Genomic DNA, 20,776 nt, shown 5'->3' with positions numbered 1-20,776 from the left:
GGTTCAGCGTGTCCCGGGTGTAGCCGACCGCGCGCAACGCGGCGGCATTGAGGATCGCGCGATCGTAAAGGTGCAGCAGGAAGACCGGCGTTTCGGGGGCGGCGTCGTTGAGCTCTGTGATGGTCGGCAGCCGCTTCTCGGCGAACTGATGCTCGGTGAAGCCGCCGACCACGCGCACCCATTGCGGCGGCGGGGTGATCGCGACCTGCCGCTTCAGCATCGCCATGGCGTCGGCCAGCGAGCGCACGCCGTCCCAGCGCAGCTCCATGTTGAAGTTCAGGCCGCCGCGGATGATGTGCAGGTGGTTGTCGATCAGGCCGGGCAGCACCCGCCGGCCCTTGAGGTCGATGATCCGCGTCTGCGGCCCGGCCAGCGGCATCACCTCGTGGTCGGCACCGACGGCGCTGAACGCCCCGTCGGTGATCGCGACCGCGCTGACGGTCGGCCGGGTGCGGTCGAGCGTGGTGAACAGGCCGCGATGCAGGATCACATCGGGCAGACGGGTCTCGGTCATCAGGATCTCTCCTTTGCGAAGGCAATCGGCCGCCCCGGCGGGGCGGCCGCGGCAATGACGGGTGGAGGTCGGGGTGAGCCGGAACTATCCCTCGGCAGGGTCGGAGGGCGGACGGCCGCCCTTCGGCAGGTGCCCGAACATGTGCGGCTTGACCTGGTGTAACCAGGACACGGCGGTCGGCTCCCGGCTCCACAGGCTCTTGACGATCGGCGGGATCTGCTCGCCGACGAGCATGCCCAGAAGCCCGATCAGGGCCACCACCGGGGGCGCCGGCGAACGCACGCCGAGCACCGCGTAGATGACGCCAACGAGAATTCCAACGGCGAGCGACACCAGATAGAGCTTCATGGCCGTTCCTCTGCGACGCGGAGGCTGGACAGGAGGTTACGCGGCCGGACCGCCCTCGCTGGCGTGCTCGCCGAGTGCCCACTTCGAGAAGCGGACCTGGATGCCGTAGGGCGAATGGGCTTTAAGGACTTCCATCACCCCATCATAGGTTTCCGCCCGGGCCCAGTCCTGCTGCAGTTCGAACAGGTATTGCAGCGAGGTGATCGGCACGGCGCCGGCCTGGATCATCCGCTCCATCGACCGAGTGTGGGCTTCCGGCGAGATGTCGCCGCAGGCATCGGCCGGCACGTAGATCTCGAATCCCTCCCTCAGCATGTCGAGGGTCGGAAACAGCACGCAGGCCTCCGTCCACAGCCCAGCGATGACGATCTTCTTCCGCCCGGTGGCGTGGACCGCCTGACGGAACTTGGCGTCGATCCATGAGTTCATCGAAGTGCGATCGATGATGTCGTGATCGGGGAACAGGTCTGTCACCTCCGGCATGAACGGGCCGGAGAAGCTGTCTGCGGCGACGCTCGAGATCACGGCCGGGATCTTGAACAGCTTCGCCGTCTTGGCCAGGATCTGCACGTTGTTGAATGGGACCAGCCGGTCATGCGACTGCACCCCCTGATACATGGCGGGCTGATAATCGATAAGGGCAATGGCGCTGTTTTGCGGGGTGAGCATTTCGTACTTGGACATGGGTCTTCCTCTGCCGAAAATCGGACATTGGGAGGCTGTGGGGAAACGGCCGCGGGCGAGGGTCATTCGACCAGCCCTTCCTCGACGTCATGTGGCCAAAAGTTGGGGGGAAATGCCGGTCGGCCATATCCCCCTGATGGGGGGCCGCAAAGACTGACGCGGGGGGATCGTCAGCCCTCGCACTACCGGCTCTGACTAACCGAGCCGGTCGCCACCGCCGGAGGATGAGAAGGTCGAATTGCCCTGAGCACCATGTGATCGAAGGCCCTACTGCAACGATCAACGCGCCGGAACGAGCGTTAATGTGGTCAATGAGGGCACCTGCCAGACATCTGCTAAGCCGATGATCCGCCGCCTGCGGAGGGAGCCATCGCCCTGGGTTCCAGACAGTCCTGCCCCCGATCATGATGTCCGAGATCAAGGGAGGCTGGACGTCGTCTTCGAACCGGTGATGCCACAGTCCAGTGGCGCGGCACTGCGGCCGGCGTTCCAGCCCCCAAAAACGGGGCCAGAGGCCCCAATTCGGGGGATACGCGGAGCAACGGCATTCGAGCAAGTTCTCGCGACTGTCCGACACCGCCTTTAGCGGCCAGGGGCATTGATTGAACCAACGTTTGAATGGGCTTCATCCTCCGACGGGAGATGCGACATGCGCGCGATCCAGTTCACCGAGTTCGGGGACTTGTCGAAGCTGCACTTGGTCACGCTGCCGGACCCCAAGCCCGACGAAGGGACGGCGGTCGTCCGCATCGCGGCGGCCTCGGTCAATCCGAGCGACGTCAAGAACGTCGCAGGCCAAATGGAGCACACGGTGCTACCGCGCGTGCCGGGTCGCGACTTCTCCGGCGTGGTCGAACACGGTCCCACGGAATGGCTCGGTGCCGAGGTCTGGGGCACCGGCGGCAATATCGGCTTTCTCACGGATGGCACCCACGCCGAACGGATCGCGTTCCCGGTCGCCTCGCTGGTGCGCAAACCCCGCAACCTCGACCACGCGACGGCTTCAGCCATCGGCGTTAATTTCGTCATCGCATGGCTCGGCACCGTGACGTACGCCGGGCTCGAGCCGGGCGAGACGATCGCCGTTGTCGGCGCCGGCGGCGGGGTCGGCGGCGCAGTCGTGCAGATCGCCAAGGCGCGTGGCTGCCGGGTCATTGGGGTCGACCGCACACCGCCGGCGCCGGACTCGCCCGCCGGCCGGCTGATCGACGACTATGTCTCGGCTGATGCGGACGCACCGCAAAAGATTCGGCGTTTGACCGGCGGCGGCGGAGCCGCGGTCGTGTTCGACGCGGTCGGCGGTGTCATGTTCGAGTCGGCGCTCCTGGCGCTCGGCCATCGCGGCCGGCTGGTCGAGATCAGCGGAACCGGCAAGCGCCGCGTCGAATTCGACGCGGTTGATTTCTATCACAACGAGAGCCGTATCTTCGGTGCCGACAGCCGCAAGCTCGACATCGCCGCGTCGACAGTACTCCTGGCCGACTTGGTCCCGGGCTTCGAGAGCGGCGCCTATGTGGCGCCGGTTGTGGCCGCGACCTATCCGCTGGAAGACGCGCGGGCCGCATACGAAGCTGTGGCCGGCAGCACGGGCGGGCGCGTCGTCATCACGCCATAAGGACGGACACCGGTGGTCGGCCAACCCGCAGTTGCGCTGGCTAAAAACGGCCGAGGCAACCGACTGGCTGGCCATCGGCTAATCAAGGTTAGGCGCGGCGAATGGGTTTTGCATGATGCGCAAAGCATTCCGCAACGGGCGGACCGGGCGGGCCGACCGGTTCGTCGATCCGGCTGGGAGCAACCTGCGGCCCTCTCACCCGACGCCGTACGGAACGAAATGGATGACTGCCTTCATCTGCGGAGTCGGCTTCCTTGCCTTGGCCGCGGTGATCAGTGTGTCGCTCGCTTCTGACATTCCGAACACTCCAGCTGGCGTAGATGGCGTGCTTGCCGATCCCACGGGCCGTCCGCTTCATCTTGCAGAGGACGTCGGGGTTAGACGGCCTCGTGCGCGTCAGCCAGATCGAGGCGGACCTGATCGAGGTCTCGGGGGATTGGGCGTAACCGTGTATCATGAAAGGCCTCTATGTGTGCCGGTCGCTCTGTCCCCCAGGCCGGTCCGATGCTGAGCCTTAGCGACATCCTCACCGTGATCGGCGACCCGATCGTCCAGACCGGCGTGCTGGCCCTAATCGGCGCCGTGGTCACCCGCCGGCTGCTGCGGCGCCACCCGACCGGTCGACTGGTCGGCCAGCTCATCTTCTTCGCGGCGCTGACGGCCCTGCTGCTGTACCACGGCATTGTGCCCTACCAGCCTGGGCCGCCGACCACATCTTACCTGCAGCGCGTCTTCGTCGGCCTCGCCAAGGTGGTCTGGTGGATCAACGCGGCCTGGTCGCTGATAAGCATCGTCCGTGTCTTCCTGATCTTCGAACGGCAGCCGAGGGAGGGGCGGCTGCTGCAGGATCTGATCGTTGGCATCATCTATGTCAGCGCGATCCTCTCGGTCATCGCCTATGTCTTCAACGCTCCGGTCGGGACGCTCATCGCCACCTCGGGCGTCTTCGCCATCATCCTCGGCCTGGCAATGCAGAGCACCCTGAGCGACGTCTTCTCAGGGATCGCGCTCAACCTCAGCCGGCCCTATGGCATCGGCGACTGGCTTGTACTCGGCAACGGAATCGAAGGCCGGGTGGCGGAGACCAACTGGCGGGCGACGCACCTTCTCAGCGGTGCCAACGACCTCATCATCCTCCCCAACAGCGACCTCTCGAAGGCGCGGCTGACCAACCTCAGCAGCCCGGAGAGGAGCCAGGGCGTGACGCTGACGGTCCGGTTCCAGCCGACCACGGTGCCAGCCGCGATGCTGGAGGTGATGCACTCGGTGCTGCTCAGCAGCAACTCGATCCTGTTCAAGCCCGAGCCGTCCGTGCTGGTGACGTCCCTGGACGGGAATGCGGTTACGCTTGAGCTATCCTTCCGGGTGGCGGACATGACGGCGACCGGGAGGGCGAAGAGCGAGATCTTCGACCTGATCTACCGTCACGCTAAAGCTGCCGGCCTGGTCCTCTCCCCGTCACCGGAAGCCGGCGGTGCTGGGCCCACCCCGACGAAGGCGGAGGAGGCGCGCACTCGAGACCGCAGCACGCCGCTGCGCCTTCTCGACGCTATTGCGTTGTTCGACACCCTGACTGAGGACGAGAAAGAAGCTCTCGCCTCGACCATGACTCGTCGCACCTTCCGCAGCAACGAGACGGTGGTCGAACAAGGGACGGTGCTGACATCGCTGATGATCGTCCGTAGCGGCGTCGCCACAGTCACCCGCCGGGAGCATGACAGCGAGACGGAGCTACGGCGCCTGGCGCCCGGCGACTTCTTCGGTGAAGGCGGCCTGCTGATGGGCGACGGCGAGCCCGGCACCATCCGGGCCATGACGCTGGTTGTCGTCTACGAGATCACGCAGGAGGGCCTCGCCCCCCTGATGCGTGACCGCCCGGCGATTGCCGAGGAGCTCGGGTCGCTCCTTGCACGACGAACCGCCACGGAGCGGTATCGCCTCGAGCAGGGCGTTGGACACGCCGCTATAGCGTTGGCGCCCAGCTTAGTGACGAGGATACGCCACCTCTTCAAGCTCTGAGCGCAAGATCAGTCGCGACAGGGAGGCACGACAACGGCGGGCGGGCGGGCAACCTTCGCCACCTGCACGCTGCCGAGCTCGCCAGCCGCATCGCCCATGGCTTCGAATAAGACCGAAGGCAGGTCAGGCCATTGGCTATGAACCAGCGCCAGGTGGTGGTCTCCATCAATATCGCGCGAGATCTGGCTCTCCCCGGAGCCGATCGGCGTCTCGACGTCATGCAGATCTTGCACTGTTGCGAGTTTGTCAGTCGCTGAGACATCCCCCTTCCGCGGATCGCCTGCCCCCCATCCGGGGGATCGTCCGAGAAGCCACATAGTGTTCACTCTTCTGTTGGAGCTTCTGACCGATTCCCTAATTGCAAGAGTGGCGACATGGCGGTAGCAACACCAAGATCGGTAAAAGCATTGACGACAAGATCGGCAGTTAAAGTGTCCATGGATCTTCAGCCGACCAGCAACATTTATCAGATCGTCGACTTAATGACCGCTGACGAGATCTCAGTCATCAGGATGGTGCCGGCCTACGCCGAGAGCAAAATTAACGGCATCGTGGCTAATTCCGACATCGAGCGCTTCTTCGCCGACGGCGAAGCACTCCACTCGTACGAAGGGACGTATCGGATGCAGACTCTGGTCGTCGGCAAAACCGTCGCCGGGCCCGGTGCCTTCGTATGATCGAGGGCGAGCTTGGCGAGCCGGAGATCCCCCCTCCCCTTCCCGGCTCGCCCTCACCTTTTCGTCTTAGGAGCAACGACATGCCCTGCTGCACCGACGGCGGGCGTGCGCCCGTCTCGCGGCTAAAGCGGATCACGATCGTCGACGGAGAATTTGCCGGATTCGCAGCAAGTATGACTACCGCGCGGCAAGCGCCCGGAGGCGCAGAACCGTGGAGTGTTGTTGATCCCTCGAATCCGTCGCAAACGTCATCCTCGTCGCCGGCCGCGAAACTCGTAACGCGGTCGGCGAAGGTTGGAGCGCATGGGTCGCCTGCTCGGTGGCTCGGTGCGGAGACCAAACTCGCAAACCGAACATTGGAGACACACAAATGAACCGCGTGACCGTCCTCGTGTGCGCGTCCGCCCTGCTCGCCTTTGCCACAGGGGCAAGCTGGGCGCAGTCAGCAAAAAAACCCGACGCTACCTTCGATTATTCCGGAGGCAGTATTGCGGCCGGTATTGGTTACAGCTGGGGCCATGGTGTTCTCCATTACAAGGGGAATGACTATCCCTTCACGGCGAATGGACTCGATGTCGTCAATGTGGGAGCGGTGTCGGTAGAGGCATCCGGCACGGTCCAACATTTGAACAAGGTCGCGGACTTCCCTGGCAACTTCACCGCGCTCACTGCAGGCATGACCATCGCTGGCGGCGGAGCAGCAAGCACGATGAAAAATCAGAATGGCGTCGTCGTGAACGTCCGGTCGACGACGCAAGGCGTGAATTTGGAGTTGGCACCGGGCGGCATTGGAGTGGCGTTTAGCGGAGCTCCGACACCAACGCCGTAAAGTGGTCCCACGCCTCCCTTTTGCGCGGTACCGAAGAATCTAGCTCAGGTGTCTGCCTAGTTTAGGTGGACACCTTTGTTGGAATAGGTGGGCCAGACGACGACACGCCAAGCCAACGGCCGCGGGCCTGTACCCCCTATCGAGGGCGGGGATGGACGCCACATGGACGTCCACGCCTACCTCCCCGACGTTGTCACCTGCACCGATGAACGGCTGCCAGAAATATAGAGGCATTGGTCATGAGATGGTTCAAGTTCAACACAATTCAACCCGAGCGGCCGTTCGACCAGGCTCTGATCGCCTTCATGGAGATCTCCGCCAATCGCGGTTCCCAGCAGCGATCGATGCACGGCGCCCTCATCGCAATGGCACGCGCCCTGGCGGCAGATGCTCATTCCCCCGCCGTCGCCGAGTCCCTGGCCCGGCTTGCCGAGGCTGAAGTGGCGATGGCGGAATACGAGTTGAAGAGCCTTGATGCAATCGAGGCCTTGGCGACCAAGCTCCAAGTCGCCACACAACCGCAGCCACGGACCTGATTGCCGCCAACGAAAGGGCACCGCGATTGCTGATCAAAAATGCGCAGACCTCGGAGATCGAAGTTGAACGGCTCCATTGGAAGTAGTGGCCGCCTTCAACTTCAGTTCAAGCAGTCTGGCTGTCGCATCGCCGGTCCATTCGAGGGAAGCGACGGCGCAGGCAAGGGCAGCGCGATCTCCCGGATCTGCCACCATCGGTCTGAAAGCAACGCCGGTGTGGTCTCAAGAAACCCGGTGGAGTCGGCGGGCGCGCCCTCTAACTCCTCGGCGCCGATGTCGATCCCACAGGCGGCCGTGTACATGAGGCTTCGTGCTGCGGCGAAACGATCCTCCAAATCAGACACTCCCCGTTCTCGCGAAGGAGTCGGCGCCGCGGCTATGTCGACGAGGCGACGTTCGTGCACGTCGTCGATCCGACAAAGATGGTGCGGCCTTACGTCACCGAAGAAAACGGCTGACGTTCGCACTGGATCCCCGGCACATCACCCGCGACCAGGAGACCAGTCATGAACCATTTGACGCAATCACAGGAGCAGGCCGGGTACGCACACCCGCATAACCCGCTCATCAACAAGGGGACGGCGTTCACCGACGCCAAGCGTCAAGAATCCCGCTTGGAGGGCCTGCTACCGCCTGCCGCCTTTGCAGTCCGCCTGCAGGCAGCGCGCCGGTACGCAGAGATCGCGGCTCTCGGCAATGATCTGCAGAAACACCTCGTGCTGTCCGATCCTCAGGCTCGCAACGAGAACCTGTTCCACGCGCTGCTGATGTCCAACCAGGCCCGGTACATGCCGCCTGTCTACACGCCGACGGTTGGCGAGGCGTGGGCTGCGGTTCCACGGCCGGGCAATGTGGGCGCCCTTCTCCGTGCCCACGCCTATGGCTCGACCTACGTTGTGTGATGGAGGGGAGGAGATGATGCACCGTCCAGCCGATCACGACGTCACGCGAGCGGATCAACCTGCTGGGCTTGCGGCACCGGTTGCTGCTGATGGTCCTGCCGGAGACAGATTGCACCACATTGTTGTGGTCGGCGGCGGTGCGGCAGGGCTGGAACTGGCCACCCGCCTCGGCGACCGCCTCGGCCGCCGCTCGCGCGCGGCGATCAGTCTGGTCGACTGTGCCCGGACCCATTTGTGGAAGCCGCTGCTTCATGCCGTGGCGGCCGGCAGCATCGATCCCGGTGAGTATGAACTGGACTATTTCGCCCAGGCCCATTGGCACGGGTTCCGATACCTCTTCGGCGCGATGATCGGGCTCGACCGCGCTGAGAAACGGGTGCATCTGGCCGCGACCTACGATGAGGATGGGCACCAAATCACGCCGCCTCGTTCGGTCGCCTATGACACGCTCGTGATCGCTGTGGGCAGCGTGACTAATGACTTCGGAACAAAGGGCGTTGCCGAGTATGCTGTGCCCCTTGAGACGCCGGCGCAGGCGGAACGGTTCAACCGGCGCTTCGTCAATGCCTGCTTAAGTGCGCAAACGCAGGACGGCCCGGTGCGCCCCGGACAGCTTCACATGGCGATCGTCGGCGCGGGCGCGACCGGGACCGAGTTGGCCGCCGATCTCCATCGAACGACCCAGGAGGTGGTGGCTTACGGGCTCGACCACATCGACTCGCAGCGCGACATTCGTGTCATCCTGATCGAGGCTGCCGATCGCGTCCTGCCAAGCCTGCCGGATCGCATTTCCAGAGTTACAGCTCAATTGCTCGATCGGATCGGCATCGAGATCCACACCGGCGCCAAGGTTACGGAGGTGACGGCGGAGGGCCTCAGGCTCGGCGACGGCTCCTTCATCGAAGCGGAGCTTGTGGTCTGGGCGGCGGGCGTGAAAGCCCCAGAGGTACTGGGGCAACTCGACGGGCTGGAGGTCAATCGCATCAATCAGCTTGTCGTCGGACCGACGCTGGAGACAACGCGTGATCCCGCAATCTTCGCGATCGGCGATTGCGCCGCCTGTCCGCGCCCGGGAACGTCGGCCACGGTGCCGCCGCGGGCACAGGCGGCGCACCAGCAAGCGACGCATCTGATCGGCCAGATCGAGCGCCGACTGGGCGGACAGCCTTTGCAGAACTATTCGTACCGCGACTTCGGCTCGCTGATCTCGCTCGGCAGATGGAACACCGTCGGCAGCCTTACGGGGCTCATGTCCGGCCGCGGCCTGTTCATCGAGGGCGTGTTCGCCCGGGCCATGTATCTCTCGTTGCGCGTGATGCACGACCGGGCGCTCAAGGGCACCTCGCGCGCGCTGTTCGGGCTGCTGGCCCGGAGCCTGACGCGTCGCGCGGGTCCACGGGTCAAGCTTCACTGAAGCCAGTCGAGACCGACCGTTCACAAACTCGCGGATCTTCACCAGGACAGCGTCATGCGCGCCTGCGCGAGGTGATCTTCTGCGGCGTCTCGCAGCCGCGCTCCAATCCATGACTGTCCCCGTCCTGATGTCGCATTGGTCGCGAAGTTCCCCTGGACGGGCAGCGCCTGATTTCTGAGTCGAACATCGACGATCTGCGGTCTCGCCTGTTGTCATCCAGCAGGAATAGTCTCGAACAATCCCCCAACTACCCAAAGCTACGGTTCAGGAGATGCACCTCGTCGACCCCTATTGGTGCGCGGCGAATTATCTGTCGGCTGGGCAGATCTACTTGTTGGACAACCCGCTGCTCGAACAGCCGCTGGCGATCCAGCACGTCAAGCCCAGGCTGCTTGGACATTGGGGTAAGACGCCGGGGCTGAACTTCATCTACGCTCATCTCAACTGGGTAATTGCCACGACGATTTGGAAATGATCTTCATCTGCGGCCACGGCCATGGCGGGCGGGCGTGGTCGCCAACACCTGTCTCGAAGACACCTATTCCGAGATCTGGGGGAGCGGCGGGCACGACCGGGCCGTTTCAGACCGTCGCGAGGGCTCTGCTGCGACGCTCAAACGTCGAACGGAGCGGGTCACCCTCCGGCAGCGTGCCAGCGAGGCGTTTTCGGATGGCTGCGCCGAGGCGGCCATGTGTTTTTGCCTGGAGGACTTCGCCGGCAGCTTTGTACGCCATCGCGGCCGTCGCATGCACACGCCACTCCGCCAGTGGGACCGTCACACCCTCACAGGCGGCCAGGGCTTCGGCGACATCGGCCATTGCCTCCCATGTCTCGCTGCAGGCCAAGGCAGCCCGCGCGCGCGCTTCCCATGCCAGGGCCAACCACGTCCGCTCGTCGGCTTGTGCTGCCCGGTCGCAGAGGCGCTTCGCGCGCGCGCGAGCCGCGGCGTGTTCGCCGTTCGCGATAAGAGCACCGATCATTCCCCATTCCAGCCCGAGGCGCCAATACCAGTCCAGATGCACTGGCTGCCGCTCCATCTCGCCCTCTGCTGCATGCAGATACTTGAGCGCGGTGCCAATGTTGCCGAGTCCCGTCTCGGCCAAGCCGCAATATACCAGCGCGATCCTGCGCTTGAGAGGCGTGGTTTGGGCATCATGCCCGGCGTCGTGTTCGAATTGTTGAGCGGCGACAGACCCGCAGTGCCGAAGGGTACCTTCGAAATCCATGCCGTGGAAAAGTAAGGCACCTCGAAAGACCTGAAGGAAGCTAGCTGCGGAGAAATCACCGCCTTTTTCAAAGGCTGTGATATTGGTAGCCATGCTCGCGAGTGCGGTGCCGAAGTCCCCAAGCGAAAATATCGACCAGGGTACGCCGATTAGAAGCATCCAGGCAGAGTTGGCCAGCTCTGTTTCGATGACGTCTCGAGGGCTCTCGCGGAGCAGACCGTAGCTGCTGTCCACCAGCTCCTTCACCTCTCGATAGCGCGTTGAGACCAAGCACAGCATGCTAAAGTTGATCTGTGCCCGCGCGATTGTGACGTTGTCGGCGCTGATCTTCAGCCGAGTCAGCGCTGCCTCGCATTCGCGGGCCTCCGCCTTGTTCCAGCCAGATGTCCACAGCCGCCTCGTATGGGCAGCCATTCGTGTGACGTCCCGCTGGATCGGATCGGTTTGTTGCTCGCAAAGCGCCAGCACCTCATCGAGCACTTGAAGGTTGTAGACCAGATCGTACCAGCTGACAGTGTAAGCTAGGCCGAGGAGCGCGCGGCATTGCGCATCGATATCGCCATGGCGGCCAGCCTTCGCCGCGAGTTCCGCATAGGTTTCCCGGGCGCTGACATCAAGAGCCACGCCGGCCTGGATGGTGCCACGCCGTTCCAGAAGCTCGATTTCCGCTGGGATCCGGGCGGAATCGGGCAGGTTGGACGCCAATGCGGAGGCCTGGTCGAGAATTGCCAACGCGTCGCGCCAGGCGAAGCGGCCATTCGCGATGCGCAGGGCGGAGCGCAGATAGTCGAGCGCCCGTGACCAATCGCCGGCCAGGGCGAAATGCTGCGCAAGCCTAGTCGCCACCTCGTCACGCTGTTCCGGCGGATAGATCTCTTCCAGCCGTTCGCCCACAGCGCGGTGCAAGCGTGCGAGACGCGTCGGCCCGATTCGATCATAAAGAACCTGCCGGTAGATCGCGTGACTAAATGCGTAGGTGCGGACAAGCTTCTCGCCGGGAAGCCTCAGCAACTCGCCTGGGCGTGCTGCGCAAGAGGGGAGGTCATCACAGAGAGACTCGAACGTTGGCTCGTCCATCTCCGCTACGCTCGCCGTCAAAGCCGAGTCGAAGGGATCGCCAACCACGCTTGCGATTTCAAGGATTCGTCGTTGCGTATCTGTCATCCCCTCGAGTTCTGTCTCGATCGCGCGCCGAAGTGTCGGAGGCGTCTCACTTGCTAGTTTGCTCAGGGGGATGAGGAGTCGCCAGCCAAGTCCTGTCCGTTCAACGTGCCCATGCTGAAGCAGATACTCCAGCACGACCCGCATGAACAACGGATTGCCGCCGGTAAACTTTTTGATGAATTGGCCAAACTCTGAAGAATTCAACTTCGCCTCAGTGCTGCCCGACAAAATCTCGTTGATGGCCGCCACAGACAGAGGCGTGAGTTCTACTTCGACGGCGAACTTGTGCAGGGCAAGATCCTGCGTCATCTGGCGCAAAGGTCGCTGAACCGCCGTCAGGTCCTCCGGCCGATATGTTGCAATCAGCAGGAGCTTCGCGGACGAGCGACGCCGACACAACGCCGAGATCAGGTCAATGGTCGCGAAGTCGGCCCAGTGCAAATCCTCCAACACCAGGATCAGCGGACGCTGCGTCGCTAGCGCCTCGAACAGGCTGCACGCCTCACGCACCATTCGACTCGATGCCCCGAGAGTCGCCTGCTGCTGCAGAACCAGCCGCTGGGCCGCGGAGAACTGCGCCGGCATCTGGGCAGCCCAGGACGGAGCTATGGCTTCGAGAGCCCGAGTGGCTCCGGTGCCAGCAGTTTTGCAGATCTCGCCCAGCGCCTCGAAGATCGGGTAATAGGGCTCTGCCCCCGCGAAACTCTCGACGCAATGGCCTTGTGCCACGACGAGATCGTCGTCGGCCGAGGCCCGGGCCAGGAACTGCTTCACCAGCGTCGTCTTGCCGAACCCCGGCTCACCGGTGATGAACACCGACTGTGGCTCACCTGCAGCCGCACACTCAAGCAGCGCTAAGAGGCTCTCCAAAGGCTCGACGCGGCCGGCGAACACGCCCAGATCGACAGCGGGTCCGAGCTTTCCATCCAAAGAAGGGCCGGCCAGCAGCCTGCCGATGAAGCGATAGCCCCGGCCCCGATGCGTCTCGATGAAGCGGGGGCTGGAGATGGTGTCGCCCAGCGCGGCTCTGATGGCCAGGATATGGCTCTTCAGCACCTCGGGCTGGACGTGCACGTCCGGCCACAGTGCTTCCAGCAGATCCTCGTGAGTGACGAGCCGGCCAGAGTTCTCGGCCAAGTGGCGAAGGACATCGAACGATTTCGGCGTCAGCCTGACGCGCTCATCCTGGCCCCCAGCGTGGCTGCGCCAGAGACAGAGGTTCTCCCGATCGATCCAGATCGACGACCCCTCCGTCACGTCGGTCATGACATGCCCTCCTTTGGCGAAGATGCCGGACATCGCCTCAATCCCGGCGAGTCAGCCCCTGATGCGGCGTCAGCGCAAGCATATCCGAAGGTTGTGGCCGCTTATGCCAAGCTTCGTACGAGTATCGGAGAACGACAGGCCGACGCGCCTTCCGGACGGCCCTGCTCGCCAAAGCCGGACCGGTCATAAGCCCCACAGCCCAGTAGGGACGGACGCCCGCACCGGCGGATCCTTGCCTTAGCTCTCCCCCGCCTCGGCCACCTCGTCCCCCCATCGGGGGGATATCGCCGAGCTGCATATCGTCCCAACTTTGACCATGTCACCTCAAGGGTGCTTCCGCGGGCCGGCGAATAGCGGATCGAACGCACAAACGGCACTCGAAACCCAAACGGAGCAAAATCATGAAGCGCATTCACTGGATCCTCGCGACTGCGGGCCTGAGCGTTGCCCTCGCCGCACCGGTGTTCGCAGAGAATCGCAGCGGGAATCTCACCGTCTCGGGCGTCAGCGTCGCCGCCGGCGTGGGCTACACGCGCGGCGACGGCGTGCTGCACTTCAACGGGAAGGAATACCCGTTTGCGGTGAACGGCCTGAGCGTGGTGGACGTCGGCATCTCCCACTTCGACGGGGTCGGTGACGTCTACAATCTGAAGCGTTTGGAGGATTTCCCGGGCACGTATGTCTCGGCCGGCGCCGGCGCTACAATCGCGGGCGGCGGCGAGGTTGCCGTGCTCGAGAACCAGAAAGGCGTCCGCGTCGAATTCCATTCCACGACACAGGGGCTCAAGGTCAATCTTTCCGCCGATGGCGTCGCGGTGGCGCTGAAGTAGGAGGAATAGGTGCCCGGGGCCTCCATCGCGTCCTGGCGCATCGAGCGCCAGGACGATGCTGCGCTGTTGCGGCTGAGCGGCGACTGGTTGGTCAGCGGATCGGGGCTTTGCGCGGTGGCGGACCTTCGGCGGATCGTCCTCGAGGCTGGCACCTGCGCGTCGCTTCGCTTCGACACCACCGACCTCGCGCGATGGGATAGCGCCCTGGTGGCGTTTGTTCGGGCGCTTCAGACGACCGATGTCGACGGCCGCCGCTTCGAACTGGACCTGACGGGCCTTCCCGAGCCGGCCCAGCGACTGCTGTCGCTGGCGTCCGCCGATCATGGCGAGCCCGCCGCCAGCGGTGCGCTCGCCCGTCACTCGCTCGCCTGGCGCGCCGGAACCTCAGCGCTGAGCTGGTGGGCGGAACTGGTTGCCTCGGCGGAGTTGCTCGGTATCTCGGCCCTGTCCATCGCCCCCGCCTTGCGTGGACGCTTGCTCGCGCGATCCGTCGATGTGATCTCCCTGATGCGCGACTGTGGCAGCGGGGCATTGGGCATCATCGCGGTAGTCAATGGCCTGGTCGGCGCCATCCTCGCGTTCGTCGGGGCGATTCAGCTCCAGCGGTTCGGCGCGGCGATCTATGTCGCGAACCTCGTTGGCGTCGCCGTAATTCGAGAGATGGCGCCAATCATGACCGCCGTCGTGATGGCCGGGCGAACCGGCGGCGCGTACGCCGCACAGATCGCAACCATGGAAGGAAACGAGGAGATCGACGCGCTGCGCGCACTGGGTATATCGCCCTATCAATACTTGGTCGTTCCGCGCGTGGCCGCCTTGGTCGCCATGATGCCAGTAATGTACTTCTACGCCTGCTTGATCGGGTTGGGCGGCGGACTTCTGGTCAGTGTCGCAATGTTGGACATGTCGCCGACCGTTTTCCTTGGGCAGTTGCGCAGCGCGGTGCTGCCGACAGAGTTCTATATCGGACTGTCCAAGAGCATCTGCTTCGGCGCTTTCATTGCGCTCGCCGGCTGTCGAATGGGGCTCAGCGCTGGTCGGAGTGCAGCCGACGTCGGTCGTGCTGCAACCGGCGCCGTCGTGGCGGGAATCATCGGTGTGATCACGCTCGATGCGGTGTTCGCCGCGTGCGCCAATGTGCTTGGGATCTAAGGGGCGCACCATGGCGGATACAGGCGCCGAGCTGCTGCGCTGCGACAAGCTGACCTTGGCGTTCGGTCCAAAGCTGGTCCAGGCGGATGTCAGTTTCTCGGTGCGTCGGGGATCGATCTTCGCCGTGATGGGCGGGAGCGGCTGCGGCAAGAGTACCGTACTGCGGGCCTTGGCGGGACTGTTGCCGCCCACGCGCGGCAAGGTCCTGGTCGACGGCGAGGACCTCTGGGCAGCGGACGCGGCGCGCAAGATCGCCATCGGCCGCCGGTTCGGCGTGCTGTTCCAAAGCGGCGCGCTCTGGAGCTCGCTGACCGTCGGCCAGAACGTCGCGCTGCCGCTGCAGATGCTGACGCAGCTCGACGCCGCGTCGATCACGCTCCTGGTGCGCCTGAAGCTGGCGCTGGTCGGCATGGCGGGAGCGGAGGACATGCCGCCCGCGGCGCTAAGCGGTGGCATGCGCAAGCGGGCGGGATTGGCGCGCGCGCTTGCTCTCGATCCGGACATTCTGTTTTTCGACGAGCCGTCGGCGGGCCTCGATCCGATCGCGTCGCAGCGTCTCGACGAGCTCATCCTTGAGCTTCGCGACGGGCTTGGAGCCACGGTGATCCTTGTGAGCCACGAGCTTCCCAGCCTGCTCGCAATCTGCGACGACGGCGTGTTCCTCGACGCCGACGCGAAAACCGCGATCGGGCACGGCGCGCCGCGGCACCTGCGCGACACCTCGACCCATCCGACGATCCAGGCCTTCATGCGGCGCTCGTCCCCCGCGACCGCCACCATGGAGCGTGCCCATGTTGGCCTCTAGGCCGGCGGCCGTCGGCGGTTTCCTGCTCGGCGGCCTAGCGATCGTGGTCGCGGCGATCATGTTCTTCGGCGGCGGCGAGATCTTCGCCGTCAAGACCAAGGCGGTCGTCTTCTTCGAAGGATCGGTCGGCGGTCTCGTAGAAGGCGCACCGGTGACGTTCCGCGGCGTGCGCGTCGGCTCGGTCTCGCACGTGGCGGTGGTGCTCAATCCGGACGACATGAAAGCGAACATTCCGGTCGATCTGGAGCTCGATCGGCGCCAAGTGACGTTGGCCACCGGGGCGGCCGGGCAGCCGCTGCTGCGCCGATTGATCGAAGCAGGCTTGCGCGCGAAGCTGGTGTCGGAGAGCCTCGTCACCGGGCAGATGCTGGTCGAACTCGACCTGAGCCCGGAAACGCCGGCGCATCTTACGGGCGGTGGGGATTCGGCGATTCTCGAGATTCCGGCAGTTCCCTCGGATATCGAGGAGTTGCGCCAACAGCTGACGCATGCGCCGATCGCTGAGACGGTGGCGCAGGCGCTGCACACCTTGGTCGCGGTTGAGAAGGCCGCCGATCAAGTCAGCGCGAACATCTCTCCGCTCGCGGCGAGCGCGCAACACGTGCTCGATGACGCCAGCCGAACCCTAGACGTCGCCGGGGCCGCAGTGCAGCACCTGGAGCAGGGCGCCACCTCAACCCTGGATGAAGCACGCGGGCTTGGCCGTGATGGGCGTCAGCAACTCGCCGCGCGGGGCGCGGAGCTCAGCCGAGCTCTTGGCGATGCCGACAAGGCCTTGGGTGATGCCGACAGGATGCTGCAGGCCGTCAACGGTCTGGTGCTGTCGGCGACCAGCCTGATTGCGCCGCGCTCCCAGGCGCGCAGCGACCTGGAGGCCATGTTGCGCGATCTGTCCGCCAGCGCTGGCGCGTTGCGTGATTTCTCCCAGACGATCGAGCGTGATCCGAGCGTCGTTCTGCGAGGGAGATCGTCACGATGAAGGGTTGGCGTCGTCCCGGGTTTGCCCCGGCAAGTTTGGCGATCGCGATCTTGGCGTCGGCCTGCAGCTCCGCGGGGCCGTCGCCGGAGCTCTACGTGCTCGGCGACGCCGCCCGACCCAAGCCGGAGCAAATCTCTCAGCTCGATGACCGGATCGTCGAGGTCAAGCCGGTCCGGGTCCCGGATTATCTCGACACGACCGATATCGTCACGCGTGGACCCGGCGGCCGCATCGTCGCAAGCCAGAGCGCGCGTTGGGGCGAACGGCTGTCGGTTGGCGTGACGCGCGCCGTCGCGACATCCCTTGAGGTGCGCCTGCCGCAGCTCGTCGTGACGTCGTCGCCGCCGCCGGAGCAGCCCCGCTGGCAGGTGCTGATCGATCTCGACGCGTTCGAGGTTCAGCCCGGCGGGCCTTCCGTGATGACCGGGCGCTGGAGCATCTGGGAAGGCCGCGGCGGCCAAAAGCTCAGGGAAGAGAGATTTTCACTGAGCACACAGGTGGGCCGGGGCAGCGATCAGGAGGTGGTCGAAACCATGACCCTGCAGGTCGACCAACTCGTCGATCGGATCGCGCCGGCGTTGCAGACCGAAGCTCTCGCCAAGGCAGCCCGATGAGATCCGCAATCATCTGGCCCGAGAAGTCGGAGACCCACGTGTCGTAGCCAGGAACGCGGTTGTCCTCGGCGGTATCGGCCGGCCCTGCAGGTCTGATGTCGAGCGCGAGGGGGCACGTTCCCCCGCAGCGGCCCGCTCGCCCCCCCATCGGGGGGATATGGCTGACCGGCATTTCCCGCCAACATTGGCCATGTGACCTGGAAGGGTGCTTCCGCGAACGGTCGAACAGCGGATCGAACGTACAAGCGGTTCTCGAAATTCGAACGGAGCAATGTCACGAAGCGCATTCACAGCGTCCTCGCGACTGCGAGCCTGACCCTGCCCTCGCCGCGCCGGGGTTCGCAGAGAACCGCAGCGGCTCTGGGGTGTCGATGCCGATCGACCAGGGGTGCCGCACGGCCCGATCCATCGCGCTCCAGTCGATGATCGCCGCAGCACCGGGGCGACGTGGTCGGAGGGAGCGACCTGACGGCTGGCGGCCGTCCCGACATCCAGATCGCCTTCGGAGGCACAGTATGATGTTACGGATCGCGGCGAGCGTGTTGCTCGTGTTGCTATCGGCAACTCTGGCGGGAATCGGAACCGCCAGGGCCGACGATGCCGGTAAAGGAAAGCTCACCGGGGATTGGGGCGGCCTTCGGACGGATCTCGCCAATGCCGGCGTCGACTTCCAGTTCGGCTACACCTCCGAACTCGCCTACAACCCGACCGGCGGCACCAAGGACCAGTTGAGCTATGACGACCAGCTGTCCTTCGGTGCCACCTTCGACCTCGACCGCCTGCTGGGGGTCCATGACGCCAAGATCCAGCTGACGATCACCGACCGCAACGGCCGGAACCTCAGCGACGACGCCCAGCTCGGCACGCTGCAGCAGGTGCAGGAGGTGTTCGGCCGCGGCCAGACCTGGCGCCTGACCCAGTTCTGGTATGAGCAGGCGTACTTCTCAGGCCTGCTGGACTGGAAGATCGGCCGCCTGACCGTCGGCGAGGATTTCGCCAGCTTCAGCTGCAAGTTCGAGAACCTGACCTTCTGCGGGTCGCAGCCCGGCAACCTCGTCGGCAACTACTGGTACAACTGGCCAGTCAGCCAATGGGCCACCCGGGTGAAGGTCAACATCCCCGGGATCGGCTATATCCAGACCGGCGCCTACCAGATGAACCCCGGCTTCCTGAACGTCGACCAGGCGGTGCTGCTGACTAACCCGCCCGGCACCACCGGCGCCATGGTCCCGGTCGAATTCGGCTGGACCCCGACCTTCGGCCCGTCCCAGCTGCCCGGCAGCTACAAATTCGGCGCCTGGTACGACACCTCGACCGCGAACGACGTCTTCCGGGACGACGACGGCAACCCCGAGGTGCTCACCGGCCGGCCGTTCGAGGACCGGCATGGGCGATACGGCGCCTATATCAACTTCCTGCAGCAGGTCACGCGCCCCGATGCCAGCAACCCGGGCCGGGGGCTGAGCCTGTTCCTCAACGCCACCATCGCAGACCAGCGGACCTCGGTGATCGACAACCAGATCGCCCTCGGCCTGATCTACACCGGGCCGTTCGATGCCCGCCCGGCGGACGAGATCGGCTTCGCCTTCGGCCGCACCCATGTCAACGACCGCGTGGCCAGGGGCCAGCGGCTGCTGAACGAGGCGGGACTCGGCCCCGTCGCGGTGCAGGATTCCGAATACGCCTTCGAGCTCTATTACGGCCTGCAGGCGACCGACTGGCTGATGGCGCGCCCCAACATCCAGTACATCCACCTTCCCGGCGGCACGAGCCGCAACGATGACGTCCTGGTGCTGGGCCTGAAGAGCTCCATCGACTTCTGAAAAAACAAAGAGGAGCCGAACAGATGTCGCCCATTTCAAGATCGCGGCCGACCCTCCTGATATCAGGGTTGGTCTATGGCCTGATCGGCCTGGCGCTGGCGGCCGGCGGCGTCTGGCTCGGCCTGCTCGGCGGCTCGCTCTACTACGTCATCTCAGGTGTCGGTATCCTGCTCACCGGCGGGCTGCTGATCGCCGGCCGGCCGGGGGCGCTGTGGGTCTATGCCGCCGTGCTGATCGGCACCCTGGCCTGGGCGGTCGCCGAGATCGGCTTCGACTGGTGGCCGCTCGCGGCCCGGGGCGACGTCATCTTCGTGCTCGGGCTGTGGTTGCTCATGCCATGGATCACGCGGCCCCTCAGCCATCCCGGCGGCCCATCCCGCACGATCATGACCCTGCCGCTCTGGGCCGGGGTGGTCGCGAGCGTGGCGGTGCTGGCGGCCGGCCTGTTCTCCACCTATCACGAGGTCGACGGCACCATCGCCGCGGCCGCATCCCCGCCGCCGCAGCTGCCCTCCGGCCAGCCTGACGAGGATTGGCGCGCCTATGGCCGAGGCGAGTCCGGGCAGCGCTATTCGCCGCTGGCCGAGATCACCCCGGCCAACGCCAAAAACCTCAAGGTCGCCTGGACCTTCCGCACCGGCGACCTGCCCGGGCCGAACGATCCCGGCGAAACCACCTTCGAGGTCACGCCGATCAAGGTGCGGGACACGCTCTATCTCTGCTCCCAGCACCAGCGCCTGTTCGCCCTGGACGCCAGGACCGGCGCGTTGCGCTGGTCCTACGACCCCAAGGTGCAGAACAACCCGACCTTCCAGCACCTGACCTGCCGTGGCGTCTCCTATCACGAGACCGCGGCCGGGGCGGTCGACACCGCGGGGAAGCCGGCGCCGGCCGATTGCCCGCGCACCATCTTCCTGCCGGTCAATGACGGCCGCATGATCGCGCTCAACGCCGAGACCGGCGCGCTGTGCCAGAGCTTCGGCGACCACGGCACGCTGAACCTGCAGGAAGGGATGGGCGTGCAGACGGCCGGCTTCTACGAGCCGACCTCGCCGCCGATCGTCAGCGACAAGATCATCGTCATCGCCGGTGCCGTGATCGACAACTACTCGACCCGGGAGCCCTCGGGCGTCATCCGCGGCTTCGACATCCACACGGGAAAGCTGGTCTGGGCCTGGGATGCCGGGGCGATCGATGAGAACGCCCTGGCCTCCGCCACCCACACCTACACGAACAACTCGCCCAATTCGTGGATGACCGCGTCCTACGACCCGAAGCTGGGCCTGGCCTACATGCCGATGGGCGTGCAGTCGCCCGACATCTGGGGCGGCAACCGCACCCCGGAATCGGAGCGGTATTCGAGCGCGCTGGTGGCGCTG

Annotated in this window: 20 protein-coding genes; 15 read left to right on the top strand and 5 right to left on the bottom strand. The window is 64.9% G+C overall.

Features of this window, described 5'->3' with window-relative positions:
* The 3 genes from AC3XYG_RS36275 to AC3XYG_RS36265 form a co-directional block, all read right to left on the bottom strand.
* Positions 1 to 514 (bottom strand): amidohydrolase family protein (locus AC3XYG_RS36275; RefSeq protein WP_489144761.1); only part of this gene is annotated, 514 nt, incomplete at its 3' end.
* Positions 515 to 598: 84 nt separating this feature from the next.
* Complete coding sequence (locus tag AC3XYG_RS36270) at positions 599 to 862, bottom strand: XapX domain-containing protein (protein ID WP_489144760.1); 264 nt, start codon at positions 860 to 862, stop codon at positions 599 to 601.
* A 36-nt stretch (positions 863 to 898) separates the two neighbouring features.
* Positions 899 to 1,612: a hydrolase gene (locus AC3XYG_RS36265; protein WP_489144759.1), complete on the bottom strand. Its 714-nt coding sequence runs from the start codon at positions 1,610 to 1,612 to the stop codon at positions 899 to 901.
* A 583-nt stretch (positions 1,613 to 2,195) separates the two neighbouring features.
* Between AC3XYG_RS36265 and AC3XYG_RS36260 the strand changes: the two genes are divergently transcribed.
* A complete protein-coding gene (locus tag AC3XYG_RS36260) occupies positions 2,196 to 3,161 on the top strand; it encodes a quinone oxidoreductase family protein (protein WP_489144758.1) in 966 nt (321 codons plus the stop codon).
* A gap of 504 nt (positions 3,162 to 3,665) precedes the next feature.
* Positions 3,666 to 5,180, top strand: a complete 1,515-nt coding sequence (locus tag AC3XYG_RS36255) for a cyclic nucleotide-binding domain-containing protein (RefSeq protein WP_489144757.1) — start codon at positions 3,666 to 3,668, stop codon at positions 5,178 to 5,180.
* Positions 5,181 to 5,188: 8 nt separating this feature from the next.
* Here the strand turns inward: AC3XYG_RS36255 and AC3XYG_RS36250 are convergent, their stop codons facing one another.
* On the bottom strand, positions 5,189 to 5,413 hold the full coding sequence (locus AC3XYG_RS36250; RefSeq protein WP_489144756.1) for a hypothetical protein: 225 nt from the start codon (positions 5,411 to 5,413) through the stop codon (positions 5,189 to 5,191).
* A 141-nt stretch (positions 5,414 to 5,554) separates the two neighbouring features.
* Between AC3XYG_RS36250 and AC3XYG_RS36245 the strand changes: the two genes are divergently transcribed.
* The 6 genes from AC3XYG_RS36245 to AC3XYG_RS36220 all read left to right on the top strand — a co-directional run bounded on the left by AC3XYG_RS36245 (position 5,555) and on the right by AC3XYG_RS36220 (position 10,013).
* The gene (locus tag AC3XYG_RS36245; RefSeq protein WP_489144755.1) at positions 5,555 to 5,857 is read left to right on the top strand and encodes a hypothetical protein; all 303 of its coding nucleotides are present in this window, start codon (positions 5,555 to 5,557) and stop codon (positions 5,855 to 5,857) included.
* A gap of 370 nt (positions 5,858 to 6,227) precedes the next feature.
* Positions 6,228 to 6,686: a hypothetical protein gene (locus tag AC3XYG_RS36240; protein WP_489144754.1), complete on the top strand. Its 459-nt coding sequence runs from the start codon at positions 6,228 to 6,230 to the stop codon at positions 6,684 to 6,686.
* Between the two features lie 239 nt (positions 6,687 to 6,925).
* Positions 6,926 to 7,222, top strand: a complete 297-nt coding sequence (locus AC3XYG_RS36235) for a hypothetical protein (protein WP_489144753.1) — start codon at positions 6,926 to 6,928, stop codon at positions 7,220 to 7,222.
* A 506-nt stretch (positions 7,223 to 7,728) separates the two neighbouring features.
* Positions 7,729 to 8,124 (top strand): hypothetical protein, encoded by a 396-nt coding sequence (locus AC3XYG_RS36230; protein ID WP_489144752.1) that lies wholly within the window; start codon positions 7,729 to 7,731, stop codon positions 8,122 to 8,124.
* Positions 8,125 to 8,137: 13 nt separating this feature from the next.
* Positions 8,138 to 9,538 carry an NAD(P)/FAD-dependent oxidoreductase gene (locus tag AC3XYG_RS36225; RefSeq protein ID WP_489144751.1) on the top strand — a complete coding sequence of 467 codons (1,401 nt, stop codon included), beginning with the start codon at positions 8,138 to 8,140 and terminating at the stop codon, positions 9,536 to 9,538.
* A gap of 271 nt (positions 9,539 to 9,809) precedes the next feature.
* Positions 9,810 to 10,013, top strand: coding sequence for a phosphoketolase family protein (locus AC3XYG_RS36220; protein WP_489144750.1), 204 nt, complete (start codon positions 9,810 to 9,812; stop codon positions 10,011 to 10,013).
* A 106-nt stretch (positions 10,014 to 10,119) separates the two neighbouring features.
* Here the strand turns inward: AC3XYG_RS36220 and AC3XYG_RS36215 are convergent, their stop codons facing one another.
* A complete protein-coding gene (locus tag AC3XYG_RS36215) occupies positions 10,120 to 13,194 on the bottom strand; it encodes an ATP-binding protein (RefSeq protein ID WP_489144749.1) in 3,075 nt (1,024 codons plus the stop codon).
* Positions 13,195 to 13,595: 401 nt separating this feature from the next.
* On the opposite strand from AC3XYG_RS36215, the gene AC3XYG_RS36210 reads away from it, so the two are divergent.
* The 7 genes from AC3XYG_RS36210 to AC3XYG_RS36180 all read left to right on the top strand — a co-directional run.
* On the top strand, positions 13,596 to 14,024 hold the full coding sequence (locus AC3XYG_RS36210; protein WP_489144748.1) for a hypothetical protein: 429 nt from the start codon (positions 13,596 to 13,598) through the stop codon (positions 14,022 to 14,024).
* Between the two features lie 9 nt (positions 14,025 to 14,033).
* Positions 14,034 to 15,176: an MlaE family ABC transporter permease gene (locus AC3XYG_RS36205; protein ID WP_489144747.1), complete on the top strand. Its 1,143-nt coding sequence runs from the start codon at positions 14,034 to 14,036 to the stop codon at positions 15,174 to 15,176.
* A 10-nt stretch (positions 15,177 to 15,186) separates the two neighbouring features.
* Positions 15,187 to 15,981 carry an ABC transporter ATP-binding protein gene (locus tag AC3XYG_RS36200; protein ID WP_489144746.1) on the top strand — a complete coding sequence of 265 codons (795 nt, stop codon included), beginning with the start codon at positions 15,187 to 15,189 and terminating at the stop codon, positions 15,979 to 15,981.
* A complete protein-coding gene (locus tag AC3XYG_RS36195) occupies positions 15,968 to 16,960 on the top strand; it encodes an MlaD family protein (protein WP_489144745.1) in 993 nt (330 codons plus the stop codon). The genes AC3XYG_RS36200 and AC3XYG_RS36195 overlap by 14 nt, the downstream gene beginning before the upstream one ends.
* Positions 16,961 to 17,055: 95 nt before the next feature.
* The gene (locus AC3XYG_RS36190; RefSeq protein WP_489144744.1) at positions 17,056 to 17,574 is read left to right on the top strand and encodes a PqiC family protein; all 519 of its coding nucleotides are present in this window, start codon (positions 17,056 to 17,058) and stop codon (positions 17,572 to 17,574) included.
* A 515-nt stretch (positions 17,575 to 18,089) separates the two neighbouring features.
* On the top strand, positions 18,090 to 19,397 hold the full coding sequence (locus AC3XYG_RS36185; protein ID WP_489144743.1) for a carbohydrate porin: 1,308 nt from the start codon (positions 18,090 to 18,092) through the stop codon (positions 19,395 to 19,397).
* A 23-nt stretch (positions 19,398 to 19,420) separates the two neighbouring features.
* Positions 19,421 to 20,776, top strand: a 1,356-nt coding sequence (locus tag AC3XYG_RS36180) for an outer membrane protein assembly factor BamB family protein (protein WP_489144742.1), incomplete at its 3' end; no start/stop codon positions are given.

This window comes from Inquilinus sp. (assembly GCF_057815775.1).
This window is presented reverse-complemented; position numbering and strand designations above follow the sequence as displayed.